General features: G+C 60.9%; 27 protein-coding genes. 15 read left to right on the top strand and 12 right to left on the bottom strand.

From position 1 onward, the window contains the following. Positions 1-109 precede the first annotated feature (109 nt). From ATY29_RS05090 to ATY29_RS05075, 4 genes are all read left to right on the top strand, one after another. Positions 110-2,461 carry an EAL domain-containing protein gene (locus tag ATY29_RS05090; protein WP_097535414.1) on the top strand — a complete coding sequence of 784 codons (2,352 nt, stop codon included), beginning with the start codon at positions 110-112 and terminating at the stop codon, positions 2,459-2,461. A gap of 25 nt (positions 2,462-2,486) precedes the next feature. Next, on the top strand, positions 2,487-3,200 hold the full coding sequence (locus tag ATY29_RS05085) for a substrate-binding periplasmic protein (RefSeq protein ID WP_003565504.1): 714 nt from the start codon (positions 2,487-2,489) through the stop codon (positions 3,198-3,200). An 87-nt stretch (positions 3,201-3,287) separates the two neighbouring features. Beyond that, positions 3,288-4,019: an aminoacyl-tRNA hydrolase gene (gene pth / locus ATY29_RS05080; RefSeq protein ID WP_025416736.1), complete on the top strand. Its 732-nt coding sequence runs from the start codon at positions 3,288-3,290 to the stop codon at positions 4,017-4,019. After that, a complete protein-coding gene (locus ATY29_RS05075) occupies positions 4,016-4,477 on the top strand; it encodes a GNAT family N-acetyltransferase (RefSeq protein WP_025416737.1) in 462 nt (153 codons plus the stop codon). Before pth ends, ATY29_RS05075 begins: the two co-directional genes overlap by 4 nt. A gap of 8 nt (positions 4,478-4,485) precedes the next feature. Here the strand turns inward: ATY29_RS05075 and clpS are convergent, their stop codons facing one another. Then, positions 4,486-4,797, bottom strand: coding sequence for an ATP-dependent Clp protease adapter ClpS (gene clpS, locus ATY29_RS05070; RefSeq protein ID WP_025416738.1), 312 nt, complete (start codon positions 4,795-4,797; stop codon positions 4,486-4,488). Positions 4,798-5,134: 337 nt separating this feature from the next. Between clpS and ychF the strand changes: the two genes are divergently transcribed. Then, positions 5,135-6,238: a redox-regulated ATPase YchF gene (gene ychF, locus ATY29_RS05065; protein WP_097535412.1), complete on the top strand. Its 1,104-nt coding sequence runs from the start codon at positions 5,135-5,137 to the stop codon at positions 6,236-6,238. A gap of 19 nt (positions 6,239-6,257) precedes the next feature. Here ychF and ATY29_RS05060 read toward each other — a convergent pair whose 3' ends face one another. Then, positions 6,258-7,331, bottom strand: coding sequence for a hypothetical protein (locus tag ATY29_RS05060; protein WP_025416739.1), 1,074 nt, complete (start codon positions 7,329-7,331; stop codon positions 6,258-6,260). A 193-nt stretch (positions 7,332-7,524) separates the two neighbouring features. Here ATY29_RS05060 and ATY29_RS05055 point away from each other — a divergent pair, with 193 nt between their 5' ends. Beyond that, on the top strand, positions 7,525-7,989 hold the full coding sequence (locus ATY29_RS05055; RefSeq protein WP_003565515.1) for a MaoC family dehydratase: 465 nt from the start codon (positions 7,525-7,527) through the stop codon (positions 7,987-7,989). Further along, on the top strand, positions 7,986-8,453 hold the full coding sequence (locus ATY29_RS05050) for a MaoC family dehydratase (RefSeq protein WP_003565517.1): 468 nt from the start codon (positions 7,986-7,988) through the stop codon (positions 8,451-8,453). The genes ATY29_RS05055 and ATY29_RS05050 overlap by 4 nt, the downstream gene beginning before the upstream one ends. 21 nt (positions 8,454-8,474) lie before the next feature. Here the strand turns inward: ATY29_RS05050 and ATY29_RS05045 are convergent, their stop codons facing one another. The 4 genes from ATY29_RS05045 to petA all read right to left on the bottom strand — a co-directional run bounded on the left by ATY29_RS05045 (position 8,475) and on the right by petA (position 11,966). After that, the gene (locus ATY29_RS05045; RefSeq protein ID WP_003565519.1) at positions 8,475-9,017 is read right to left on the bottom strand and encodes an adenine phosphoribosyltransferase; all 543 of its coding nucleotides are present in this window, start codon (positions 9,015-9,017) and stop codon (positions 8,475-8,477) included. Positions 9,018-9,182: 165 nt separating this feature from the next. After that, entirely contained in the window at positions 9,183-10,067 is an 885-nt protein-coding gene (locus ATY29_RS05040; protein ID WP_003565521.1) for a cytochrome c1, read from the bottom strand. 25 nt (positions 10,068-10,092) lie between these two features. Then, positions 10,093-11,373, bottom strand: a complete 1,281-nt coding sequence (locus tag ATY29_RS05035; protein WP_097535410.1) for a cytochrome b — start codon at positions 11,371-11,373, stop codon at positions 10,093-10,095. Between the two features lie 14 nt (positions 11,374-11,387). Continuing rightward, a complete protein-coding gene (gene petA / locus ATY29_RS05030; protein ID WP_003565524.1) occupies positions 11,388-11,966 on the bottom strand; it encodes a ubiquinol-cytochrome c reductase iron-sulfur subunit in 579 nt (192 codons plus the stop codon). Positions 11,967-12,251: 285 nt separating this feature from the next. Between petA and ATY29_RS05025 the strand changes: the two genes are divergently transcribed. Continuing rightward, the gene (locus ATY29_RS05025) at positions 12,252-13,184 is read left to right on the top strand and encodes an endonuclease/exonuclease/phosphatase family protein (protein ID WP_003565526.1); all 933 of its coding nucleotides are present in this window, start codon (positions 12,252-12,254) and stop codon (positions 13,182-13,184) included. On the opposite strand, the gene ATY29_RS05020 is transcribed toward ATY29_RS05025, so the two are convergent. Next, complete coding sequence (locus ATY29_RS05020) at positions 13,140-15,053, bottom strand: ABC transporter ATP-binding protein (protein WP_003565528.1); 1,914 nt, start codon at positions 15,051-15,053, stop codon at positions 13,140-13,142. The genes ATY29_RS05025 and ATY29_RS05020 overlap by 45 nt on opposite strands. A 160-nt stretch (positions 15,054-15,213) precedes the next feature. On the opposite strand from ATY29_RS05020, the gene ATY29_RS05015 reads away from it, so the two are divergent. Next, a complete protein-coding gene (locus ATY29_RS05015) occupies positions 15,214-15,444 on the top strand; it encodes a ribbon-helix-helix protein, CopG family (protein WP_003565529.1) in 231 nt (76 codons plus the stop codon). A gap of 116 nt (positions 15,445-15,560) precedes the next feature. On the opposite strand, the gene ATY29_RS05010 is transcribed toward ATY29_RS05015, so the two are convergent. Beyond that, positions 15,561-17,417, bottom strand: coding sequence for an ABC transporter ATP-binding protein (locus ATY29_RS05010; RefSeq protein ID WP_003565530.1), 1,857 nt, complete (start codon positions 17,415-17,417; stop codon positions 15,561-15,563). 386 nt (positions 17,418-17,803) lie between these two features. Between ATY29_RS05010 and ATY29_RS05005 the strand changes: the two genes are divergently transcribed. Together ATY29_RS05005 and ATY29_RS05000 are read left to right on the top strand one after the other, a co-directional pair. Continuing rightward, a complete protein-coding gene (locus tag ATY29_RS05005; RefSeq protein WP_097535408.1) occupies positions 17,804-18,265 on the top strand; it encodes a tRNA (cytidine(34)-2'-O)-methyltransferase in 462 nt (153 codons plus the stop codon). Between the two features lie 198 nt (positions 18,266-18,463). Continuing rightward, a complete protein-coding gene (locus tag ATY29_RS05000) occupies positions 18,464-20,110 on the top strand; it encodes a Na/Pi cotransporter family protein (protein WP_003565534.1) in 1,647 nt (548 codons plus the stop codon). Positions 20,111-20,113: 3 nt separating this feature from the next. On the opposite strand, the gene ATY29_RS04995 is transcribed toward ATY29_RS05000, so the two are convergent. Continuing rightward, the gene (locus ATY29_RS04995) at positions 20,114-20,374 is read right to left on the bottom strand and encodes a hypothetical protein (protein WP_003565536.1); all 261 of its coding nucleotides are present in this window, start codon (positions 20,372-20,374) and stop codon (positions 20,114-20,116) included. 177 nt (positions 20,375-20,551) lie between these two features. On the opposite strand from ATY29_RS04995, the gene hemF reads away from it, so the two are divergent. The 3 genes from hemF to ATY29_RS04980 all read left to right on the top strand — a co-directional run bounded on the left by hemF (position 20,552) and on the right by ATY29_RS04980 (position 22,136). Continuing rightward, positions 20,552-21,463, top strand: a complete 912-nt coding sequence (hemF, locus tag ATY29_RS04990) for an oxygen-dependent coproporphyrinogen oxidase (RefSeq protein WP_097535406.1) — start codon at positions 20,552-20,554, stop codon at positions 21,461-21,463. A gap of 103 nt (positions 21,464-21,566) precedes the next feature. Next, complete coding sequence (locus ATY29_RS04985) at positions 21,567-21,836, top strand: hypothetical protein (protein ID WP_003565540.1); 270 nt, start codon at positions 21,567-21,569, stop codon at positions 21,834-21,836. 114 nt (positions 21,837-21,950) lie between these two features. Beyond that, positions 21,951-22,136 (top strand): DUF1059 domain-containing protein, encoded by a 186-nt coding sequence (locus tag ATY29_RS04980; protein WP_003565542.1) that lies wholly within the window; start codon positions 21,951-21,953, stop codon positions 22,134-22,136. On the opposite strand, the gene ATY29_RS04975 is transcribed toward ATY29_RS04980, so the two are convergent. Genes ATY29_RS04975 through ATY29_RS04965 form a run of 3 tightly spaced genes read right to left on the bottom strand, consistent with a single transcriptional unit; the run spans position 22,137 to position 24,657 of the window. Then, entirely contained in the window at positions 22,137-23,390 is a 1,254-nt protein-coding gene (locus ATY29_RS04975) for a CCA tRNA nucleotidyltransferase (RefSeq protein ID WP_097535404.1), read from the bottom strand. Further along, complete coding sequence (locus ATY29_RS04970) at positions 23,387-24,037, bottom strand: CoA pyrophosphatase (RefSeq protein ID WP_097535402.1); 651 nt, start codon at positions 24,035-24,037, stop codon at positions 23,387-23,389. Before ATY29_RS04970 ends, ATY29_RS04975 begins: the two co-directional genes overlap by 4 nt. Further along, on the bottom strand, positions 24,034-24,657 hold the full coding sequence (locus ATY29_RS04965; RefSeq protein ID WP_003565548.1) for a DUF1285 domain-containing protein: 624 nt from the start codon (positions 24,655-24,657) through the stop codon (positions 24,034-24,036). Before ATY29_RS04965 ends, ATY29_RS04970 begins: the two co-directional genes overlap by 4 nt. A gap of 158 nt (positions 24,658-24,815) precedes the next feature. Here ATY29_RS04965 and ATY29_RS04960 point away from each other — a divergent pair, with 158 nt between their 5' ends. Then, positions 24,816-25,826, top strand: coding sequence for an AAA family ATPase (locus tag ATY29_RS04960; protein ID WP_097535400.1), 1,011 nt, complete (start codon positions 24,816-24,818; stop codon positions 25,824-25,826). Positions 25,827-25,828 lie beyond the last annotated feature (2 nt).

The following is a 25,828-nucleotide window of genomic DNA, read 5'->3' as shown; positions in this document are numbered from 1 at the left end:
GTTTCAGCAACATTTAACGTATTCGTGAAAGCATGCTTCGTCAGCTGCGAAGAAGCCCGCCTTAGCGCGCGACAGCAGATAGGGTCGGCCTGGGGGAGTAAACGGAACCATGAACAATTCCGTTGAGAACAGATTTTTTGGAATTGTTTGCGGAGCGCTGCTCGTTTTTGTCGCTCCCCTCTTTGTTCTCTTCCTTTTTCTTTCCTCGGAACGGGCCGACAAGGAAATACGCGATCATATTTCCGTTCTTCTTGTCGCCAATGCCCAGGCGCTGGCAAAGCCGCTCTGGGATCTCGATGAGGAGAGCGTCACCCAGATCAGCGCGACGGTGGTTTCCCAAGGCGCTATCGTCAAGGTCGAGGTGCGTGACCAGTCGGGCCAGCTCGACATCAGTCAGTCCACCATTCCGCGCTCCTTCGACGGCAAGCTCGTCCAGGTGTCGCGCGCCATTATCTACAACGCCGTCGACGGCCCGAAGAATCTCGGCAGCATCAGCGTCTACTATCCCGCGCTCGGCTTGTTTTCCGGCCTGAAGCAGGAAGAGGTCGTCTTCATCTCGATTTTCATCTTCGCCGTGCTGACCGTTTTCGGCACGGCGCTGATCGGCAACCGGTTCTTCGTCATCCAGCCGCTGATGCGGCTGACGGCGGCGATCGAGGCTACCCGTCAGCTCGGCTCCCGGCACCATGTTGACTGGCAGTCGAACGACGAGATGGGACGGCTGGCCCGCAGCTTCAACGAGATGCAGACCAAGCTCGAAAGCGAGGAAAAGGAGCTGAAGCTCGCCCACCGCCGCGCCACCGACATCTACAATCTGACGCCCGCCATGCTCTTTTCCCTCGACGAGGAAGATCGCATCACCGCCGTCAGCGATTACTGGCTGCTGGCCACGGGTTATAACCGCGCCGCCGTCATCGGCCGCAATTTCGCCGATCTCGTCACATCGACCACCCGCGACAAGTTCGTCAAACGTCGCCGGGCCGAAAGCAGTATGACCGTTACGGTCAAGTTCGTTTGCCTGGATGGCCGTACCATGGACGTCCTTATCATGGAATCGGAGGCGGAAGCCGGCGCTCAGGACCGCCTCTCGCTGTCGGTCATGACCGATGTAACCGAGCTCAAGGCCTCCGAGGACCGCAACCACCGCCAGGCAATCACCGATCACCTGACCGGGCTGCTCAATCGCCAGGGTTTCGAAGCCGTCCTCGACAACAAGATCGCCGCCGCCGATGCGGCCGGCCAGGAACTGGCCTGCCTCTTCGTCGATCTCGATCGCTTCAAATGGATCAACGACAATATGGGCCACGCCGCCGGCGACATGGCGCTGGTCGAGCTCGTCGAACGCCTCAAGGCCTACCTTGCCCCCTCCGATGAGGCGGCCCGTCTCGGCGGCGACGAATTTGCCATCCTGCTGCCGGCGAAAGATGCCGAAAAACGCGCCAGGATGATGTGCGACAAGATCGCCTCGATCTTCGAAACGCCGTTCGCCCCCGACATGCATCTGAGTGCTTCCGTCGGCATCGCCATCTATCCGCACCATGCCGCAACCGCGGCCGAACTGCTGCAGAAGTCCGACCTGGCGATGTATGCCAAGAAGCGCGACGGCAAGAATGGCGCGCAGCTTTTCGATAACGCCATGCTCGACCGTGCCCGCAGGCGCGCCGAGATCGAGGCCAATATCGAAGCTGGTCTCGTCGACAACTGGTTCGAGGCCTTCCTGCAGCCGATCGTCAATCTGAACGGTCGCGGTATATCAGGTTTCGAAGCACTGATGCGCCTCAACCATCCGCAGAAAGGCTTGATGCCGCCGGCCGAGATTATCAGCGTCGCCGAAGAGACGGCAAAGATCGTCCGCGTCGGCAACGTCATCATGGAAAAGGCGATCGCCAACCTCGCGAAGATTTCCCGCATATCAGGCATGCAGGACACCTATCTCGCCATCAACTTCTCGCCGCTGCAGTTCGAGCCGGCACTGCCGGCCCGCCTTGCCGCCATTGTCGGTCGCCATGGCATCCGACCCGAGCGCATCGTCGTCGAGATTACCGAAGCCGTGCTGATGCACGACAACCCCGAAATTCGCATGATCGTCACCGAGCTTCGCCGCTTCGGCTGCCGTATCGCGCTCGATGATTTCGGCACCGGCTATTCGTCGCTGAGTTACCTCAACCGCTTCCCGGTCGACATCATCAAGATCGACCAGTCCTTCACCCGCGCGATCAATGATGGCGATGACGACGTGCGCCAGAAGAGCCGCATGCTGATCGAAGGCATTACCACGCTTTCGCACAAGATGAACTGCACCGTCATTGCCGAGGGCATCGAAACCGAAGAGGAATGCCGCACGCTCCACCAGATGGGGCTTGATTATGGGCAGGGCTATCTCTTCCACCGTCCGCAGCACGCAGCCGTCCTCATCGAGGAACTGATGGCCCCGCAATCGGCCGTCGCACGGGCCTCTTGAACGAAGGATAAAGGAGATGATTATGATGAAAAAGCTCCTGTTTCTTGCATGCCTGGCGCTGCCCTGCACCGCCCATGCGCAAACCGTGACCTTCACCACCGAGGACTATGCCCCCTTCAATTATCGCGACGGCAAGGAGATCAAGGGCGCGACCGTCGAGCAGGTCGAAAAGGTGATGGCCGCGATCGGCGTCGACTACACGATCGAGATCATGCCCTGGGCGCGCGCTTTCGGCCTTGCCCGCACGGCACCGATGACCTGCGTCTTCGCGACCGCCCACAATGGCGCACGCGACCCGTTGTTCAAATGGATCGAACCATTGCTCATTGATCGCAACATCCTGATCACCCGCAAGGGTTCCGGCGTTACAGCTGGCAGTCTGGACGAAGCGAAGAAATATACGATCGGCACGCAGCGCGAGGATTATACCGAGACGATCCTGAAGGAGAAGGGTTTCACCAAGCTCGATGTCGCCAGCGACTTCAACGCGACGCTGCGCAAGTTGCTGGGCGGCCGAATCGACATGATGCCGATCTCCGAACTCTATTTCGAAAAGCTGAAGGCCGATCAGCCGCTGGAAATGGTGACCGTGCTCTCCGCCCAGCCGATGAGCATCGCCTGCGAGAAGAGTTTTCCGGACGATTTGCGCGCCAGGATGCAGGCAGCCCTCGACAAGCTGATCGCCGACGGCGTACAGAAGCAGATCTTCCTGAAATACGGCATGAACCTGTCGGAATGACTCCGACGGCCGCTGCCCTTTCGACTTGACTTTGGTTTCATTTCCAGATGGTGAACGGCGGGAAGTTCTAGCGAGGGAAGACAGACCATGCTGATCATCGCGGGTCTCGGCAATCCCGGCGGCAAATACGCCGGCAACCGCCACAATATCGGCTTCATGGCCGTCGACGCCATTCATCGGCGCCATAGCTTCTCGCCCTGGTCCAAGAAATTCAGGGCCGAGATCGCCGAGGGCGAGCTCGGCGGCGAGAAGGTGCTGCTGATCAAGCCGCAGACCTTCATGAACCTCTCAGGCGAGTCCGTCGGCGAGGCGATGCGCTTCTACAAGCTCCAGCCCGCCGATCTTGTCGCGATCTACGACGAACTCGATCTTCCCCAGGGCAAGGCGCGGCTGAAGACCGGCGGCGGCCATGGCGGCCATAACGGCATCAAGTCGCTGGACGCCCATTGCGGCAAGGAATACCGGCGGCTGCGGCTCGGCATCGGCCATCCCGGCATCAAGGAAATGGTGCAGAACCACGTCCTCGGCGATTTCGCCAAGGCCGACAAGGCTTGGCTGGAGCCGCTTCTCGACACGCTTGCCGACAATGCCGACATGCTGGTGCGAAACGAGGATTCGCAGTTGATGAACAAGATCGCGCTGGCACTCGGCGGCAAGGCCGAGGAGGAGAAGCCGCGGAAGGACAACAAAAATAGTGAAAAGAAGCCGGCCGGCCAGTCGCATATACATCAGGCCCGCAATCACAATCAGCCGAAGGTGCTGGCCACCGGCCCGATGGCCGATATTCTGAAGAAGATGTTCGGCAACAAGGGGGAATGAGGCCGGTGCCGGATCAGAATTTCGCCATCCGTCCCGCAGCATCAGGCGATCTTCCCGGGCTGACCACCCTCTACCGGCATCTGAACCCAACGGATCCGGTTCTCGACGAAACCATGGCAGAAGAGCGGTTCTCCGCCATCCTCGCCCAACCCGGCATGACCGTATTCATCGGCTTTGCCGGCGATCTCGCCGCGGCAACCGCTACCCTAATCGTCGTCCCGAACCTGACGCGGAACGGCGCCTCCTATGCACTGATTGAGAACGTCGTCACCCACGCCGACCACCGCCAGCGCGGTCATGCCGGCGCCGTTATCGGCCATGCGGTGACCGAGGCCTGGAAGGCCGGCTGTTACAAGGTAATGCTGCTGACCGGCTCGACGAACCCGGCGACACATCGCTTCTACGAAAATTGCGGCTTCCTGCGGGATAAGACCGGTTTTCAGATCCGCCGCCCCTGAACCACAATTTACTCCTCCGGCTCCGTCGTGAACATCAGCGGAAAGCCCATCTCCTTGGCAAGGTCGATACCCTCCTTGGCCTTGGTCTCGGCAATGTCCCTGGCGCAGACCACGACCACGCAGGAACCGAGCTTGTGCGCTGTCATCATCACCCGGTAACCCGTCTCCTCGCTCATGCGGAAGACGACCTTCAGGATCAAGATGACGAATTCGCGCGGCGTATAATCGTCATTGACGAGGATGACCTTGTAGAGCTTCGGCTTGTCTAGCTTCAGCTTCACTTTGGTCTTCGGTTTCACGACAACGTCATTGTCACTCATCGGAAAAATCCAGCCGTTGATGACATGGGGTCAGGTTCTGTAAACTATCTAATCATTGTCGATGACGAATTTCCGACGGCCAGCCGTGGCAGTGCCCGGCTTCAAAGACGCCGGAACCGAGTATCGGCATTGACATGGAGAGCGGCAATTGCCTTTGGGCGGGTGACCTGCATCCTGCAAAAACCCGCAATGCGCCGAAATCTCCGTCGCTTTCAACAATAGGCCGGCACCGATCGATCGACAAGTCAGCGACGGGAAAAGCTCTCTAAGACTTGACCATATTGCTCCTTTATCCCATAGGCAGCCACAAGGAATTCAAGAACAGCAGGTTTTAGCCATGGGCTTCAAGTGCGGCATCGTCGGTCTGCCGAACGTCGGCAAATCGACCCTCTTCAACGCGCTCACCAAGACGGCGGCGGCACAGGCGGCGAATTATCCCTTCTGCACCATCGAGCCGAATACCGGCGAAGTCGCCGTGCCAGATCCGCGCATGCGCAAGCTTGCCGACATCGCCAAGTCGAAGGAACTGATCCCGACCCGCATCTCCTTCGTCGATATCGCCGGTCTGGTGCGCGGCGCCTCGAAGGGTGAAGGCCTCGGCAACCAGTTCCTCGCCAATATCCGTGAAGTCGACGCCATCGTCCATGTGCTGCGCTGCTTCGAAGACAGCGACATCACCCATGTCGAAGGCCGCATCAACCCTGTCGCCGATGCCGAGACGATCGAGACAGAGCTGATGCTCGCCGACCTCGAAAGCCTGGAACGTCGCACCGAGCAGACGCGCAAGCGCGCCACCAGCAAGGACAAGGAATCGGTGGCGATGCTGCCGATCATGGAAGCGTCGCTGAAGCTGCTCAATGAGGGCAAGCCGGTGCGCACACTGCTGTCGACGCTCGACGCCGAGGAGATCGCCATCCTCAAGGGCCTCAATCTCCTGACCTCGCACCCGGTGCTCTATGTCTGCAACGTCGCCGAGGCCGAAGCATCGACCGGCAACGAATTCACCGAGGCCGTCGCCGTCATGGCTCGGGAACAGGGTGCCGAAACCGTCGTCATCTCGGCGGCGATCGAGGCTGAAGTCGCTCAGCTTCCCGAGGATGAGGCCAAGGAATTCCTCTCCGCCCTCGACCTTGACGAAGCAGGTCTCGACCGGCTGATCCGCGCCGGCTACAAGCTGCTTCACCTCATTACCTATTTCACCGTCGGTCCGAAGGAAACGCGCGCCTGGACGATCGAGCGCGGTACCAAGGCGCCGCAGGCCGCCGGCGTCATCCATTCGGATTTCGAGCGCGGCTTCATCCGCGCCAACACCATCGCCTATGACGATTACGTCAAGTACAACGGCGAAGTCGGCGCCAAGGATGCCGGCAAGGCGCGCGACGAAGGCAAGGAATACGTCGTCCAGGACGGCGACGTCATCCACTTCCGCTTCAACACCTGATCCGAAGTGACTGCCGCCTTCAACCGGGCGGCAGTCTCTGTGAAATAGCAGCCGGCAGTGCGCGCAGCACCTGCCGCCGAAGCGGCATCCATCCCGTTCCGACAATGAGTACGATGGCCCCGACGACGATCAGCGTCGTGAAGATATAGGTGTCAACAGTCGCGCTTCCGTGCCGGAAGACGCTGAAAATCGCGACGCCGAGCGACAGCAGCCCCGAGGTGACGAAGGCGCGGCGGTCGATAATGAGACCGATCAGCATCAGCGCCGCTACCGTCGCGACGACCACCGGCGTCCGGGCCGATGCGTTCGCCAAGTCGAAGATACGGCCGCCTTCCCCCAGAGACAGCAAGGAAACAGTGCTGTAAAGCAGCGCCGGCGCCGCGCCGAGATGCAGCCAGAAAGCGATATCCGAGCGCGTCGTCCGGCGCAGCCGGTCGCCGAGGTCGAAATAGAGTGCCGTCGCGAAGAGGCCAAGCGCGCAGACGAGGGAGACTGCAGCCAGCACGGCAAGATGATCGACGAAAAATGCAGGGTTGCCACTTAGCGATTGCACCAAGCGCAAAAGCAGGGTGAGGACCAAGGCAAGCGTTGATATGATGGCGAGCGCCAGCGACAGGGGCACGCGATAGCGGGCATAGTAGATGCCGAGAAGGATCGGGAAACCGGCGACGAACTGCGTCAGTTCCGCCCCGATTTCGGAAGTCCACGGCGTGAAGACGCGGGACATCAGCAAAAATGTCCAGCAGAACAGCGCAATCGTCAGGCTGACGGCCGGCAAAGCGAGCCGCTGGCGGCGCACCAGGATTTCCGAAAGCACGATGATGGCAGGCGGCACGGCATAAAGCGGCGCAAGGCCCCAGAGGCCGACGAGCGCCACGATGACGCCGATGGTGATCAGCACGTCGTGGAAGCCGCGCACGAAACGCGGCGTCTCCGTATCCGACCACGCCTGCTCCTCGGCCGCCATGGCCGGCGTCGCCCCGGCGACGGCCACGCCGCGCTCGATGAGGAACGGCAGCAGCCGCCCGCCCGCCTCCGACGAAATCAGCTCTCGGCGCACCGCCTCGTCGAGTATCGACCTTAGTTCAGTCATACCGGTTGTTTATCTCCCCGGAATCATTGAGCCCATGCGGATGCTATTGTAAGCACTAGAGCATGATGCCGAAAAGTGTAAGCGGTTTTCGGACGACATCCTGCTCTAACTCTTTAATGTAGAACAGGATTCAGATTTCTGGCCGAGCGGCCTAAAAACATCCTGTTCTAGGCTGCATATGGCGGAGGAGCGAATGTCGGCAGAAATGCTTTCCCTTGAGGATTTTCAGCCTGGCCGCCGCTTCACCCTCGGCCCGAAGCTGGTGCTGGCTGAGGAAATCATCGAGTTTGCCCGCGAATTCGATCCGCAGCCGATGCATCTCGACGAGGCCGCCGGCCGCGCCAGCATTCTCGGCGGGCTCGCCGCTTCCGGCTGGCATACCTCCTCGATGCTGATGCGCATGATGGCCGACAGCTATATTCTGAACGCACTCTGCGAGGGTGCGCCGGGCATCGATCTGATGGAATGGCGAAAGCCGGTGCTTTCAGGCGATACGCTGCAGGGTCACTCGACCGTACTCGAAGCCCGGCCGATGCGCTCGCGCCCCGGCATGGGAATCGTCAAGTTCCGTCACGAGGTGGAAAACCAGCGCGGCGACCTCGTTTGTCTCTCGGAGAATTCGGTGATGATCCGCATGCGCCCGGAGATTACAGCATGAGAATGTCCGAGCTTTACGCCATCGGTGAAATGGCCGAGATCGGCAGCTACACCTTCACCGAGGAAAACATCATCCGCTTCGCCGAGCGCTACGATCCGCAGCGTTTTCATGTCGACAAGGAAGCCGCCAAAGATACCCTCTTCGGCGGCCTCTGCGCGTCCGGCTGGCATACCACCGCCGCCTGGATGCGAACCTTCCTCGCCTTCTGGAAAACCCAGAGCGTTGCCCTCGCGAAGAGGGGCCTGAAGGCGCCGAACCTCGGCCCCTCGCCGGGCTTCCAGAAACTGCAATGGCTGCGGCCGATCTTCCCGGGCGACGTCGTGACCTATTCGGTCGCCTTGCTCTCGAGCCGGCCGCTTGCGTCGCGGCCGGGCTGGCACCTCAACACCATTCTCTGCGAGGGCGTCAATCAGAACGGCGATGCCGTCATGCGCTTCGAAAGCGGCGTCTTGGAATTCGACTGACGCCGCTGGCGGAATGCCGGGTCAGTGGCCGGAGAATTCGACCAGCGTATGCACGACGACGCCGAGCTCTTCCAGCTTCTTGCGACCGCCGAGATCCGGCAGATCGATGACGAAGCAGGCGCCGACTACCTCAGCGCCGATCTGGCGCAGCAGCTTGGTCGCACCAACGGCCGTACCGCCGGTGGCGATCAGGTCGTCGACCAGGATAACCTTCTCGCCGGGCTGCACCGCATCGCGATGCATCTCCATCTCGTCGACGCCATATTCCAGGCTGTAAGCGATGCGCACGGTCTCGTGCGGCAGCTTTCCCTTCTTGCGGATCGGCACGAAGCCCGAGGAAAGCTGGTGCGCCACCGCACCGCCGAGAATGAAGCCGCGTGCCTCCATGCCGGCGATCTTGTCGATCTTCGTGCCGGCATAGGGCTGCACGAGTTCATCGACCGCCCGGCGGAACGCGCGGGGGTTGCCGAGCAACGTGGTGATGTCACGGAAGATGATGCCGGGCTTGGGATAGTCGGGGATGGAGCGGATGCTGGCTGCGAGCTCCGAAAGCGTATTGTTCATGGAAAGTCCATATTCTGCGAGGGCATGAAACGGCCCGCACCCTAGATCATGAAGCCGAAAAGTGTAAGCGGTTTCCGAAGGGATTGCCGGCCGGAATCGACGCAAAGCGGCAGGCAATAAAAAAGGCGGCTCGCAAGCCGCCTTTCGAATTCAGACAAGGAACGCTCAATGTTCCTTGTTGGCGTAGACCGAGCGCTTCGTCAGATAGATCAGCACGGTGAAGATCGCCAGGAAGACCATGACCATGAAGCCGGTGCGCTTACGCTCCTCCAGATGCGGCTCGGCAGCCCACATCAGGAAGGCGGAGACGTCTCTCGAATACTGGTCGACGGTCGCCGGCGCGCCGTCATCATAGGTTACCTGGCCGTCGGAAAGCGGCTTCGGCATGGCGAGAACGGCAGCGGCATGGAAATAGGGATTGTAATGTCCACCCTGCGGCACTTGGAAACCGGCCGGCGGTTCTTCATAGCCGGTCAGCAGCGCGTGGATATAGTCCGGGCCGTTTTCCTGATACTGCGTGAAGATGTCGACGACGAACCGCGGGAAGCCGCGCTCGACTTCTCGGGCCTTGGCAATCAGCGAAAAGTCAGGCGGAGCCGCGCCGTTGTTGGAAGCGGCAGCCGCCTCCGCATTGGCGAAAGGCGCCGGAAAGTGATCGGAAGGGACCGCCTTGCGGGTAAACATCTCACCGGCAGCATTCGGCCCGTCTTGGACCTCGTAGTTCGCGGCGAAAGCCTTCACCTGCGCCTCGGAATAACCGAGCTCATCGAGCATGCGGAAAGGCACGAGGTTCATCGAATGGCAGGCCGAACAGACTTCGGTGTAGACCTTGAGGCCGCGCTGAAGCTGAGCCTTGTCGTAATGGCCGAACGGGCCGGCAAAACTCCACTCCTCCTCCTTCGGCTCCTTCAGCGGATAGTGCGGTGTCGCACCTTCCTCGTGATGGGCGGGTGCTGCGCCATTGGCGGGCGTCGCTTCCTGGGCGAAGGCGGCGCTGCCGAGAACGGCAGCGACTGCGAGCGAAAGAATGCTTGCAACAAGCGTTTTCATATTTCTGTTTCCTTCCGCCGCGCGCTTATGCATTGGCCGCTGCATTGGCAGCAACTGTCTTGTTGCGCTTTTCGAGCACCGCTTCGGTGATCGAGTTCGGGATGCGACGCGGTGTTTCCACCAGGCCGAGAACTGGCATCGCGACCAGGAAGAAAGCGAAGTAGAGCAGCGTGCAGATCTGCGAAATCGTCGTAAACAGGCCTTCCGCCGGCTGCGAACCGAGCCAGCCGAGGATGATCGCATTGATCACGAACAGCCAGTAGAACAGCTTGTACCAGGGACGGTAGACGGCCGAGCGAACCTTGGAGGTATCGAGCCAGGGCAGGAAGAACAGCACGATGATCGCGCCGAACATCACCAGCACGCCGCCGAGCTTGGAGTCGATCGGGCCGACGTTGAAGGTGATCGAGCGCAGCATCGCGTAGAACGGCAGGAAGTACCATTCCGGAACGATGTGGGCCGGCGTCTTCAACGGGTCAGCCGGGATGTAGTTGTCCGCGTGACCCAGGAAGTTCGGCAGGTAAAAGACGAAATAGGCGTAGACCAGCAGGAAGACGGAAACGCCAAGCGCATCCTTCATCGTCGCATAAGGCGTGAAACGCACCGTGTCCGTCTTCGTCTTGACTTCGATGCCGGTCGGGTTCGTCTGGCCGGTGACGTGCAGCGCCCAGATGTGCAGGACGACGACGCCGGCGATCATGAAGGGCAGCAAGTAGTGCAGCGAGAAGAAGCGGTTCAGCGTCGGCTGATCGACGGCGAAGCCGCCAAGCAGGAACTGCTGGATCCATTCGCCGACCAGCGGGAACGCCGAGAAGAAGCCGGTGATGACCGTCGCGCCCCAGAAGGACATCTGGCCCCAGGGCAGAACATAGCCCATGAAGCCGGTCGCCATCATCAAAAGGTAGATGACGACGCCGAGGATCCAAAGGATTTCGCGCGGCGCCTTGTAGGAACCATAATAAAGGCCGCGAGCAATGTGCAGGTAGACGGCGACGAAGAAGAAGGAGGCGCCGTTGGCATGCATATAGCGCAGCAGCCAGCCGTGGTTGACGTCGCGCATAATCTTTTCAACGGAGTTGAAGGCCAGCGTGGTGTCGGCGGCATAATGCATGGCGAGCGTGACGCCCGTCAGGATTTGCACAATCAGCATGACGGCGAGCATGGCGCCGAACGTATAGGCATAGTTCAGGTTTCTGGGAGCCGGATAGGCAATGAAGCTGTCATAGACCATGCGCGGCAAAGGCAGGCGCGCATCGACCCATTTCTCAAGGCCGGTTGACGGCTCGTAGCTGGAATGGCCACTCATTAATCAGTCTCCCCTCAACCGATTTTGATTTTGGTATCGGATATAAATGAAAAGGTCGGAATCGCCAGGTTCTGCGGCGCAGGACCCTTACGGATGCGGCCGGCCGTATCGTAGACCGAGCCATGGCAGGGACAGAACCAACCATTATATTCGCCGGCCTGACCGAGCGGAACGCAGCCGAGATGGGTGCAGGTGCCAATCATGACGATCCAGTTTTCCTTGTCCTTGCCGCCTGAACGGTCGACACCGGTTGCCTGAGCTTCAGGCGGCAGGTTGGCATTGCGGGCGACCGGATCTTTGAGATCTGCCAGCGGAACATCGGCGGCGGCCTTCACTTCCTCAGGCGTACGGTTGCGGATGAAGATCGGCTTGCCGCGCCACTTGACCGTCAGCGACATGCCGGGCTCAAGGCTCGCGACATCGACTTCGATGGAGGCCAGCGCCAGCGTCGACGCATCCGGGCGCATCTGGTCGATGAACGGCCAGGCAACCGCGACGGCGCCGACAGCGCCCGCCATACCAGTGGTGAGATAAAGGAAATCACGGCGAGTAGGCTCTGTCGAAGCCTCGCTTGTCGTTACGTGTTCGCTCACGGCCTAACCATCCTCTGCGCATCTATTGCGGAATTCCGCCCTGCCCCCTCTGCCGGCGAATCGATCTGGACACAATTCGGCCATAGATTCCCCGGCAATCCGGCGCGTTCTAAGCTTGATCGCAAATTATGTCCAGCCTTGGCAAGGGGACGAGGGCACAATGTCGCGGGAATTTCCGATGAAATTTTTAAGGCAAACACGAGCTTGCCCTTATGCTGCATTGCAACAAAAAGCCCACCGTGATAGGCGCAGTCGCAGCCAAGCCAGCGAGCCGGACAGAAGCGGATGAGAGACACGATTTATTGCGTATTCAGCGTTCTCACGACCCTCGTCCTTGCCGTCGTCTCGCTGCGCTACGTCAAAGATTTCTATCTGCTTTCCTTCTTTTACAGCTTCCAGGTCCATCTGGCCGTGGCAGCAGCAGCGGCGTCCATCGCAGCCTTTCTCGTCAAGCGGCACTGGTATGCGCTGCTGACGCTTGGCGTATCCGTGGTCCTTGCCGCCCACGGTGTCGTGATGATGCGCGAATTCGTCGAGCCCGCCGTCGAAGAAAACCGCCCGGCCCTCTTCAAGCTCATGTCCTTCAACATCGAGAATGACAATTTCGCCAACGGCCCGGCAATTGCCGACATGGCCATCGCCTCCGGCGCCGATGTCATCAACATACTCGAGGCCGAACCGCTGCTGTCGGAACTGCCGCGCCTCCTGAAGACGTATCCCTATTACATCGGCTGCGGCGTCGGCATGCAGGAATGCGATACGCTGGTTCTGTCGAAGCGCCCGCTGATCGAGCCCCGCATCCGCAACCTCGGCCTGCTCTGGCGCAACCGGCTGACGATCTCGACGATCGATTTCGACGGTCAAAAGGTCAATTTCCTCGCCGCGCATTTGACCAAACCTTATTATGACGAATTCCACGGCCTTGAGATCGAAGATCTCGCCGAGATCATCCCCACCCTGCCGGGACCGCTTGTCCTCGCCGGTGATTTCAATACCTCCATCCTGGCGCCCGACGTACAGTATCTTATGCGCAGCCAGGGCCTGGGCACGGTATCGCTGGAGCCGGCCACATGGCCGATTGCTGCCGGCGCCTTCGGCATTCCGATCGATCACATCTTCAGCAATGCGCCCCTTCGGCTGAAATCGGTGAGCCGCATCAAAGACGGCTTCGGTTCAAATCATTTTGGCCTCATGGCGGAATTCGCCGTCGACCCTTGAGACCGCATCCTCGTCCGCCGCGAGGAAACCGCCGGACTGGCGCGCCCAGAGCTCGGCATAGAGCCCGCCGCGGCGAAGCAGCTGATCGTGGGTGCCCTCCTCGATGATGCGGCCGAGATCGACAACGATCAGCCGGTCGAGCGCAGCAATCGTCGACAGCCGATGAGCGATCGCAAGCACGGTCTTGCCTTCCATGATCCGATGGAGATTGGACTGAATCGCTTCCTCCACTTCCGAATCGAGCGCCGAGGTCGCTTCGTCGAGGACAAGGATCGGAGCGTCCTTCAGCATGACGCGGGCAATGGCGATGCGTTGCCGCTGGCCGCCTGACAGTTTCACACCGCGTTCGCCGACATGCGCATCGAAACCGCTGCGCCCCTGCTGATCCTGCAGGCGCTCGATGAAGTCGATGGCTTCGGCGCGCGTGGCTGCCTCGACCAAGCGCTCCTCACCGGCATCCGGCCGTCCGAACAGGATATTGTCGCGCACCGAACGATGCAGCAGCGACGTGTCCTGGCTGACGACGCCGATCTGCATCCTGAGCGATTCCTGCGTCACAGCCGCAATATCCTGGCCGTCGATGAGAATGCGGCCGTCCTGAATGTCATAGAGGCGCAGCAGCAGGTTCATCAGCGTCGACTTGCCCGCGCCGGAACGGCCGACGATCCCGACCTTTTCGCCCGGGTGTATTGTCAGGGAGAAATTCTCGACGACCGGCAGGTGACCTTTGCCGTAGCGGAAGGAAACATTGTCGAAGCGGATGCCGGGCTGCCGGATCATCAGGCTCTTCGCATCCGGCCGATCGACGAGCCCCAGAGGCTGGGAGATCAGCTCGGCGGCGTTCTGGATGGTGCCGAGATTGCGCATGATGCCGTTGAACTGGGTCATCAGCCGCCCCAACAGGAAATTCAGCCTGAGCACCAGCGCCAGCGAGAATGCCACGGCACCCGAGCTGACCAGGCCGCGCAGCCAGAGATCGACGCTCAGCCCCGCCATCGTCACGATCATCAGGCCGGAGAGCAGCGCCATGGAGGCCCGGACACCGGTAATGAAGCGGGTGAAGCGCAGCACCGTATCCTGATAGATATCGAAGCCCTGCCGCATGTAGCGGTCGCTCTCCTCGGCGCGCGCAAACAGCTTCAGCGTCTGCATGTTGCTGTAGGAATCGACCATCCGGCCGTTCAGCATCGATCCGGCCTCCGCCGTTTCGCGGGAATGATGGCGGATCCTGGGAACGAAGTGGCGGGCAAGCAGGCTGAAGGCGCAAAGCCAGAACAGCACGACGGCGGCCAGGGAAAAGTCCAGCCGGGCGACGAGTACGAGCGTCGTCACGGCATAAATTCCGACGAACCAGACGCTTTCCATCAGCGAGGTGACGAGATCCCCGGCCGCCTGCCCGGCCGACCAGACCTTGGTAACGATGCGCCCGGAGAAATCGCTCTGGAAGAACGATAAAGACTGCCGGGAGACATGGAGATAGGATTGCCAACGTGCTAGATTGTAAAAACCCGGCGTGATCACCTGCTGATCGACGAGCGCGATCAGGAAAGCGACGACGAAACGTACGAGGCCGATGAGAGCGAGCATGCCGAACAGCTCGCCGCCATGGGCTGCCAGAAGACCGCTCCAGCCGGCGCCGGGTGTGATACTGCCGAGGATATCGACCAGCCGGCCGACGAACCAGAAAAGTGCCGCCTCGATTGCCGCCGATGTGCCGCCGAGAACGAGCATGGCGACGAAGGGCATCTTCGCCTGGCCGATATAGAACCGGATGAATCCGAGCGTCGAGCCCGGCGGCTGAAGATTGGCGCGCGGACGGAACGGATCGATCCAGGTTTCAAACAGGCGAAGAATGGGGCGCAGGAACATGGAAGCGATATAGGCGGATTGGCGGAAGCGGCAAAGAGAAGGAAATGCCGACCAACCTTATATTTTTGTAATGATCGATAACATCGGCGGCATCGCTATTGATTGCTCCCGAACCGGTCACAATCTGACACTATGATCACGGCTCACCGGAGAGAGGCCCATGGAAACGAAAATGCTCGATGCGCATATTCCGCTTCCGCTCGCGGAAAGGCTTGACGCCCTGGCCATCGACCTGGCGCTGCCGCGCGACGAGATCGTCACCGAGGCCCTTGCCGCCTGGCTCGACCAGGAAGACCGCCGCCGCATCGTGGCGCTGCGCACGATCGCCGCAGCCAACACCATCGTGGTCGTTGGACATGACCGGGTGATCGATTGGGCAGACAGCCTTTGAACGCACGTGGGCGGTCAGGCGATAATCCCGCCTCCCCATCAACCGCGTGGCTTTTAAAATAGTCCCTGAAAATCAAACGGCCCTCCTCGCTTTCGCAGGGAGGGCCAATTTGATTTTTATTCAGCCGCTTCTTCCGCCTCTTCGGTATGATCGGAGAGGAAGCCGCCGGACTGGCGGTTCCAGAGGTCGGCGTAGATGCCGCCATTTTCGATCAGTTCGGCATGCGTGCCGGCCTCGATGATCCGCCCCTTGTCGAGCACGATCAGCCGATCCATCTCCGTCAGCGTCGACAGCCGGTGGGCAATCGCGATCACCGTCTTGCCCTCCATCAGGGCGAAGAGGTTTTCCTGGATCGCCGCCTCGACTTCCGAATCGAGCGCCGAGGTTGCCTCGTCGAGCACCAGGATCGGCGCGTCCTTCAGGAAGACGCGGGCGATCGCGACGCGCTGCCGCTGGCCTCCTGAGAGCTTCACGCCGCGTTCGCCGACCTGCGCGTCGAGCCCTTGGCGGCCCTGCATGTCGACGAGGCCCTCGACGAACTCCCAGGCATTCGCACGCTTGGCAGCCTCGATAATCTCAGCATCAGAAGCGTCGGGGCGGCCATAGGCAATGTTGTCGCGGATCGAGCGATGCAGCAGCGAAGTATCCTGTGTCACCACGCCGATCAGCGAGCGCAGACTCTCCTGCGAGACGCCTGATATATCCTGCCCGTCGATGGTGATGCGGCCGCCCTCCAGATCGTAGAAGCGCAGCAGCAGGTTCATCAGCGTCGTCTTGCCGGCGCCGGAGCGCCCGACGAGACCGACCTTCTCGCCCGCCTTGATGTCGAGCGACAGGCTGTCGATGACACCCTTGCTTTTGCCGTAGTGGAAGCGGATGCGGTCGTAGTGGATCGCGCCCTTCTTCGCCGTCATCGAGGGCGCGCCCGGCTTGTCGACGATGTCGTGCTGTTTGCTCATCATCTCCATGCCGTCATAGACGGTGCCGATATTCTCAAACAGCGCCGAGACTTCCCACATAATCCATTGCGACATGCCGTTGACGCGCATGGCAAGGCCGATGGCGATGGCGATGGCGCCGACCGAGATCGCGCCGTTCAGCCAGAACCAGATCGACATGCTGGAGACGACGAAGAGCGCAATGCAGTTGTTCAGGTAGACGCTGATGTGGAAGAGCGTCACCTTGCGCATCTGCTTGTGCACGGTCTGCAGAAACTCGTCCATGCCCTCTTTGGCATAGACCTCCTCGCGGCCGGCATGCGAAAACAGCTTGACGGTTGCGATGTTGGTGTAGCTGTCGACCACGCGCCCCGTCATCATCGAGCGTGCATCCGCCTGCGCCGCCGCGATCTTGCGAAGCCGCGGCACGAAATAGGCGACGATGCCGATATAGATGGCGAGCCAGACGAGGATCGGGATCATCAGCCGCCAATCGGCCGCCGCAATCACGATGATCATCGTCAGGAAATAGCTGACGACATAGACGAAGACGTCGAGGATCTTCATCACCGTTTCGCGCACGGCAAGCGAGGTCTGCATCACCTTGGTCGCGACACGCCCGGCAAACTCATTGGCGAAGAATGTCATGCTGTGGCGCAGCAGGAAGCGATGCATCTGCCAACGGGCGCTCATCGGATAATTTCCGAGCAGCATCTGGTGCATGATGAGGGAATCGAGCCCGGCCGCCAGTGGTAAGCCAACCAGCACCAGCGCCGCCATCCAGAAAAGCTTGTGGCCCTCCGTCTGCAGGAAGGTGGCTCGGTCGGCATTGGTCAGCCAGTCGACGATATCGCCGAGAAACTGGAAGAGCGCCACTTCGCCGACGGCGATTGAGGCCGTCAGCATCGCCATCAGGCCGAGCCAGGGTGCTGCCGGCTTGCTGTAATGCCAGCAAAAGGCGAAAAGACCCTTCGGCGGAGCGACTGGCTCCTCGCTCGGAAAGGGATTGAGTCGCTGTTCGAACCAGCCAAACATGAAATTGCTCCAAAACGTCAGCGTTTCGGCTCCCGGCTTCGCGCCATCCCGGTGCTACGCAAGCACATATGGGAACCGAACGTTCAAGGGGCGAGGCTGAAACAGCCGCACAATGGATCAAAAAGGGGGATTCAGTAGGAAAGGCGCACTAGCGGCGCCGTGTCGCCTTAATCGGCATCACGCCGGGAAAGCGCATATCGAGCAAAATATTCATGACGGCCCTCCCTGCTGGCGACTGAAAGATGTGCATGGATAACGCGAAAATCGCTAAATTTCCAGCCCTATAATGGCGTAAATAGAACGTTTCTCGGCCAAAACGCGCCCTGTTGCGGCGAAACGGCAGTTGCTTTAGGTCTCACGCGTCTTAACGAAATAAGCGGCGTGTGATGACCGACCTCAGATTGGCACTCTATCAGCCGGATATCCCCGGCAATACCGGCACGATCCTGCGTCTTGCTGCCTGCCTCGGCTTTGCGGTCGATCTGATCGAACCGGCCGGCTTCGACGTTTCGGATCGAAACCTGAAACGATCCGGCATGGATTATATCGCCGCCGCCGCGCTGACCCGCCATGTCAACTGGGAGCGCTTCGTGGCGTGGCGTGCCACGACCGGCCGCCGTCTGATCCTCGCCTCGACCAAGGCGGCCGATCGCTACACCGATCTGGTCTTCCGCTCGGATGACATCCTGCTTTTCGGTCGCGAAAGCGCCGGCGTGCCGGATCATGTGCATGAAACCGCCGATGCCCGCATCCTGATCCCGGTGGTCAAGGGCCATCGTTCGATCAACGTCGCCGTCTCCGCCGCGATGATCGTCGGCGAAGCGATGCGCCAGACGGTCTGGGTTTGATCGATATCGACTTCGAAGCAACCACCGATCCGCTCCCGAACATGTCGCAAAACGACGTTGCGAATCCGCCAAATCGGTCTATATTTATTAGCCGGGCAAACAAAAATATCGCATAGCCTCCGTTATTTCAACAGCTTGGGAGGTTTCACCCAGGCCAGCGCCTCTGCACACAGATGAAAGAAGAATAAAAGCAAGAAAATGGATTCCACAGTCATCATGATCAACCTGTTCGGCGCCGTGGCCTTGCTGCTATTCGGCCTTGCGCAGGTGAAGGACGGCGTGTCCAGGGCATTCGGCGCACGCCTCAGGACAGGGTTGGCGACCGGCACGCGCGGCGGTTTCCGTTCATTTCTGTCCGGTCTCGTCGCGACCATCGCGCTACAGAGCTCCACGGCGACGGCGCTGATGACCGCATCCTTCGTCGAGCGTGATCTGATCAAGCCGCGCATGGCGCAAATCGTCCTGCTCGGCGCCAATGTCGGCACTGCGATCACCGCCTGGATCGTCGCCACCGGCATCGAATGGCTCTCTCCCCTCTTGATCCTCTTCGGCATCGTGCTTTACCGCGGGCGTTCCAGCGCCCGCCAGGGCGGCGGCGCAGCGCTGATCGGCATCGGGCTGATGCTGCTGTCGCTGCATCTTCTCGGCCTCGCGACAGAACCGATGCGCGCCTCCCCCGCTCTCGCCGCCTTTATCGGCCTGCTGGATGGCGCGCTGCCCGTGGCGCTGCTCTTCTCGGCAGCCCTCGCCTTCCTATCCTCATCGAGCCTGGCCGTAGTGGTGCTTATCCTCTCGCTCGCCTCGGCGGGCCTGGTTTCGGCCGAACTCGTCATCGTGCTTGTGCTCGGCGCCAACCTCGGCGGTGCGATCCCGCCCGTCATCGCAACATTATCCGGTCCGGTTTCGGCGCGGCGCGTCACCCTCGGCAATCTCGCGGTGCGCACGCTCGGATGCTTTATCGCCCTGCCGCTGGCGGGCTATGGCGCCGAATTCATCCGGATGCTGCCCTTTGGCCCGGCCAAGCTGCCGGTCGACGCGCATCTTGCCTTCAATCTTCTGCTCGCCGCCCTGGCCTGGCCTTTTTCCCGACCGCTCGCCACCTTGATGGCCCGGCTGGTGCCGGATCAGCCGGAACCTGACAACGCCCCGAAATATCTCGATGCGCAGGAGCTTTCGACACCCGTCATTGCCCTGACCAGCGCCACCCGCGAAGTGCTCGGGGTCGGCGACCTCATCGAGCGCATGCTCGTCAGGGTCTCCGAAGCCTTCGAGCAGAATGATGCCGGCAAACTTGCCGAAATCCCAGCTCTCGAAGAGCGCGTCGACCGGCTGCAGCAGGCGGTGAAGATCTACCTCTCGAAGCTCGGCCGCGAGGGGCTCAGCGATGAAAACGCTCGCCGCTCGATTGTCGTCATCGACTACGCGATCAATCTCGAACATATGGGCGACATCATCGAAAAAGGCTTGCGGGAGGAGGTGGCGAAGAAGATCTCGCTCGGCCTGAAATTTTCCGACGACGGCCATCAGGAACTGCGCAAGCTGTTCGATCTGACGATCGACAATCTGCGCGTCGCCCAGACGATCTTCGTCACCCGCGATTTCAATCTCGCGCGGCAGATGATGGAGATAAAGGTTGAGGTGCGCCGGATGGAAAAGCAATCGGCCGAGCGCCATCTCGAACGCCTGCGCGACGGCCGCGCCGACAGCCTGCAGACGAGTTCGCTGCATCTCGATATGCTGCGCGACCTGAAGCGCATCAACGCCCATATCGTCTCGGTGGCGCATCCGATCATGGATGAGAGCGGCCTGCTGATCGAAAGCCGCGTGCGGACTGCTGTAGAGTGATGGTCAGTCGGCCGATGGCAGGCGGCGCATAGTGAATTCGATCTGATCGCCGTCGAGCTGACGCCAGCTCTCCACTTCTGTCCAGTAGGCGGCTTTCGGATATTCGTCGAACCATTCGCGCGCCTTGGCGCGTGCGTCGAGGAGGCCGAGGCAATATGTCTCACGCACGAAATGGTCTTTCCTGCGGGAGGACGTTTCCGCCCGATGTCTCGCTATCCTGCGCTTCAGGCCGTCAAAGGATGGAGGCCCTGGAACTTTTTTCATCAAACCTACCTCTTCGGAAAAGGTAATATCGAAATCTGGGATTTGCGAGTCGAATCTTGGAAGCGCTTGGGAGTGCGCCTTGGCTTGGCGACATGCGGCGCCACCTGCTAAACGGGGCGGGTAATCGAGAATGAGCGAGTCGCTTCCTATGGAGATGCCGACCGCCGGAGGCGTGACATGGAAAGACCGGAACTGCCGATCGGCCTGCCTGACGATATCGAAGAGAAGAAGGCCGCCGCCCGCAGCTGGTTCGAAGGACTGCGCGACACGATTTGCGCCTCCTTTGAGGCCATCGAAGACGAACTGGAAGGCCCGCTCTCCGATCAGGAGCCCGGCCGCTTCGCCGCCAAGGACTGGTCGCGCGAAAACGGCGCCGGCGGCGGTGGTCGCATGTCGATGATGGAAGGCCGGGTCTTCGAGAAGGTCGGCGTCCACACCTCCACCGTCCATGGCGAGTTTTCCCCGGACTTCCGGGCGCAGATACCCGGCGCCAAGGACGATCCCCGTTTCTGGGCCTCGGGCATTTCGCTGATCGCCCATCCCGTGAACCCCAACGTCCCGGCCGTGCACATGAACACCCGTATGGTGGTGACCACCAGCCGCTGGTTCGGCGGTGGCGCCGACCTGACGCCGGTGCTGTCGCGCCGCCGCACCCAGGAGGACGAGGACAGCCAACTCTTTCACAAGGCGATGGAGATCGCTTGCCGCAATCATGCCGTCGCCGACTACGATGCCTACAAAGCCTGGTGCGACGAATATTTCTTCCTGAAACATCGCAACGAGGCCCGCGGCATCGGCGGCGTCTTCTATGACTGGCTGCATTCGGGCGAGGATGCCGGCGGCTGGGACGCCGACTTCGCCTTCACCCGCGATGTCGGCCGGGCCTTCGCCATGGTCTATCCGAAGATCGTCCGCTCCAACTTCAATAAGCAGTGGACGGAGGCGGACCGCGACGAACAATTGATCCGCCGGGGCCGCTACGTCGAATTCAATCTGCTGTATGATCGCGGCACGATCTTCGGCCTGAAGACCGGCGGCAACGTTGAATCCATACTCTCATCGCTGCCTCCCGTCGTCCGCTGGCCATGAGACTGTAATAACTCGTCGATAAATTCGAGTTGATTGACCTTCACGAAAATTAAGCGCGTCCTAACTTAATATGTATGTGCGTAACAATCGGAGGAGGATTGTCATGACGATACAAAGTGGTTCGCCTGCGTCCACGGATGTCCAGGAAACATCCCGCGCAATCGACACATCTGAGTTTCTGACGCGCATCGCCGAGAAGCTGCGGGCCAAGAGCGGCTCGGATCTGCCGCTGTCCTGCTTCATCGAGCAGGTCAAGCTGCAACTGGCCGGCGGCAAGTCGCCGGAACAGCTGCAGAACGAAGCCGCGGCCGCCAACAGCAACATGCCCGGCCAGCTATCGGATACCTACAAAGCCTGGGCGATGCCCGACTGACACGGCCTTTACCGGCCGGCATGTCGATGCCGGCCGGAACCTTCCCTCCCTCCGCATATTCATAAATCGCGTCAGATCGCGATCGTCTTTGTGTTTTAAATAGAGGAGAAGACCATGCGACTTTTCGAATGCGGCACTCTCGTCCCGGGCTGCGCCTGGCATACGCGGGCCGATAGCGACGCCGAGGTGGTCCGCCGCGCCGTCGAGCACCTGAAAAACGCTCACGGGGAAACCACGATCCGCGAGAACATGGTGGATAATATCAAGGCTCGCATCCGAGACGAGGTCAATGCAGCCTAATTATTGCACCCGTTCCTGCAGCCGGGCGAGCAGCGCCGCCCGGTCGGAAACGAAATTTTCCTCCACCCACTGGTTTTCCAGGCCGGCGAGCAACTCGCCAACACGCGGGCCGGACGCGATTCCCGCAGAAATCACGTCGCCGCCGTTCAGCGGAAATTGCGGCTTCTTCCAGTTCGCGGCCTGATCCAGCAGCTTGGTGAGCCGCGCCGATCGTGCCATTTCGTCGAAATCCCCTTCAGCCTTCCCACGCGCAACGCCGAGCGCCAGCTTCAGCCGAGACAAGATACCGTCGGCGCCGTTGCGGTAAAGCAACCGTTCGAAGGCCGCCGACGACATGTCGTCGTTAACAGGTGCCGCCATTGCCCAGGCCCTGAGAGTGGCCGCCTCCGCATTCGAGAGCTTGAGCCGGGCTGCCAGCCCCTCCAGCCGCACCGCATCGGGCGGCACGATCGCCGCAAGGCGCAGCAACGGATCCGGCGTCCAGCCGAGCGCCTTTTCGGTGGCGACCAGCGAGGGAATCGCATCGATCCCCCATTTTTCCGATTCCGGCAGGATTTCCGTCAGCACCGCCACCTGCCGCATCCAGAGCAGTGCCCTGCCGGGATCGGCAGCACTCAGCAGTTTCCGCAGCTCCGACCAGACTCGCTCCGCCGACAGCGTCTTCAGCTTCGAACGCGCCGCCGAACACGCCTTCAGCCCCTCGGCATCCGGCCGTCCGGAGCCGTAATAGGCAAAGAAGCGGAAGAAGCGCAGGATGCGCAGATGATCTTCGGCAATACGCTTTGCCGCATCGCCGATGAAACGGATGTTGCGCCTTTCAATGTCGGCAAGCCCGCCGACCAGATCCACTACCTCGCCGTCGGCATCGGCATAAAGCGCATTGATCGTCAGATCCCGCCGTTCGGCATCCGCCTTCCAATCGGTGCTGAACGCGACCTTGGCATGGCGCCCATCGGTCTCGACGTCGGTGCGAAGCGTCGTCACCTCGAAAGGCTTGCCGTCGATGACGAGCGTCACCGTGCCGTGCTGCAAGCCGGTCGGCACCGCCTTGATACCGGCGATTTCTGCCCGGTCCATCACCGTCTCCGGTCTGAGTGTCGTGGCAATGTCGATATCGCTGACCGGCAGGTTCATCAGGCTGTTGCGCACGGCGCCGCCGACCACCCGGCCTTCGCCGCCATCGGTATTGAGAAGCGCAAGAATCCGCCCGAGCGCCGGGTCGCGGAACCATGCTTGGTCGGCAAGGCCGGTCATGCATAAAGCCTTTCATAAAGCGTGCGGACGATGCCGGCGGTAATGCCCCAGATCATTCTGGTTTCATAGGGCACGCGGTAGAAATGCCGGTCGATGCCGTCGATAACACGCCTGTCGCGGGCATGATTGGCAGGGTTCATCAGGAAGGAAAGCGGCACCTCGAACACGTCGGCCACTTCGGCCGGGTTCAGCGTCAGCGCGAAGCCCGGCGAGACGACGCCAAGCACCGGCGTGATGCGGAAGCCGGTCGAGGCAAGATAATTCGGCAGCCGCCCGACGGTCTCGACGAAGGAACCGGAGAGACCGATCTCCTCCTCCGTCTCGCGGATCGCCGCCATCTCAGGTGAGATATCGGCGGGATCGATCGAGCCGCCGGGAAAGGCGATCTGCCCGGAATGTTTGCGCAGCGTCGCCGTGCGCTTGGTGAAGATCACATGCGCTTCCTCGCCGTCGTCGACGACGGGCACGAGCACGGCGGCGTCGCGCAGCTTGAAGGTCGCGACCTCCTCTACGATATCGGGATTGAGGATGTGGTCGCCATGATCGCGCCAGGCATGGTCGACCGGCCCGCCGTTCTGGTTGAGCGCCCGGCGGCGGAATTCGGCTGCTGAGAATAGCGGGTAACGGTGGGTAATCGCATCATTCATCGGCAAAGAGCATCCAGTTGATCGGCCGGCATGACCGGGAAAACCTCGCCGGCGGAGCGGATCGCAAACATCGCCTGCCCCTCCAGGTCGAGAATCTCGCCGAGCGCGACCAGTTCATACATCACCGCACGCGACACCAGCGCCTCCAGCCGCCCGCGCACATGCAGATAGGGTTTCAATTCGGCGTTGCCGTCCGCAATGGCAAAGCGCAGCCGATGCTCTCCTCCCGCCTCCACGACATCGCCGACATTGGTACGGAAGGTCAGCAGCTGTTGGCCCTGCCTCTCCGTCACGCTCATCTCCACGGCGATGAACGCAGCATCGACGACCCTGATCCCGACCTTTTCCACAGGAGTTACGAGATAGGTCTTCTCGTCGTCATCTTTCCGCAAAACTGTCGAAAACAGCCGCACCAACGCGGGCCGGCCGATCGGTGTGCCCATGTAGAACCAGGTGCCGTCGGCTCTGATCTCCATATCGATATCGCCGCAGAACGGCGGATTCCACCGCTCGACCGGCGGTAACCCGCGTTTTTTTCCGCCGCTTTCGTCAGACGCGCGCGAAATCATGGCAGCAAGTCCTGCCGCATCCGCCTGTCCGCTGATTTCCTCGGCTGCCATTCTTCCGTCCCGGTTTGTCCTTAACGAAGTAAAGTCACGAGATAGTCATTCGCAACGAACTTGTCAGCCCGTCGCATCTCCATAACTCTATCGAGTATGAGGCAGATGTATAAGTCCGCCGATTCGCTGCCGAATGATTTCAGCCGTTGGAGATGCCCGTGGGTATGATGAAGACCGAAGCCAGCCTCGATGAAAAGGCGATCGTCGCCGCTGCCGAAAAGGCGCTCTCCGATATCGCCGCCATCCGCGGAGAAGTCTCGAAGGTGATCTTCGGTCAGGAAAGCGTCGTCGAGAACACCATTCTCGCCGTCCTCTCCGGTGGCCATGCCCTCCTCGTCGGTGTCCCCGGCCTTGCCAAGACCAGACTGGTGACGACGCTCGGCGAAGTCCTCGGCCTTGCCGCCAATCGCATCCAGTTCACGCCGGACCTGATGCCGTCCGATATTCTCGGCTCCGAGGTGATGGATCAGGACGACAGTGGACGCCGCTCTTTCCGCTTCGTCAAGGGCCCCGTCTTCGCTCAGCTGCTGATGGCCGATGAGATCAACCGCGCCTCGCCGCGCACCCAGTCGGCGCTTCTGCAGGCGATGCAGGAATATCACATCACCATCGCCGGCCAGCGTTATGACCTGCCGGCCCCCTTCCATGTGCTCGCCACCCAGAACCCGCTCGAGCAGGAAGGCACCTATCCCCTGCCCGAAGCCCAGCTCGATCGTTTCCTGCTGCAGGTCGACGTCAACTATCCCGAACTCGCCGCCGAACGCCAGATCCTGCTCGAGACAACGGGCTTGGGTGAAAGCCGCCCGGCAGCCGTCATCGACGCGCAGCGGCTGATCGAGATTCAGACCCTGGTGCGGCAGATGCCGGTGAGCGACACCGTCGTCGATGCCATCCTGGCGCTGGTGCGTTCCGCCCGCCCCGGCCAGGGCAATGCCGCAACCGACAAGAACGTCGCCTGGGGTCCGGGCCCTCGCGCCGGCCAGGCGATGATGCTCTGCGCGCGTGCCCGGGCGCTCTACGAAGGCCGCCTGGCGCCCTCGCTCGATGATATTTTTGCGCTCGCCGAACCCATTCTCCAGCACCGCATGGCGCTGACTTTCGCTGCTCGCGCCGAAGGCATGTCGGTGCGCGACGTCATCGCCGGACTGGTCAAGCAGGCAAAGGGATAAGG

Origin of the sequence: Rhizobium hidalgonense (assembly GCF_002914525.1) — a bacterium.
In the GTDB taxonomy this organism is placed as follows: Bacteria; Pseudomonadota; Alphaproteobacteria; order Rhizobiales; family Rhizobiaceae; genus Rhizobium; species Rhizobium hidalgonense.
The sequence above is the reverse complement of the archived record's forward strand: the minus strand, read 5'-3'. Positions and strand labels throughout refer to the sequence as shown.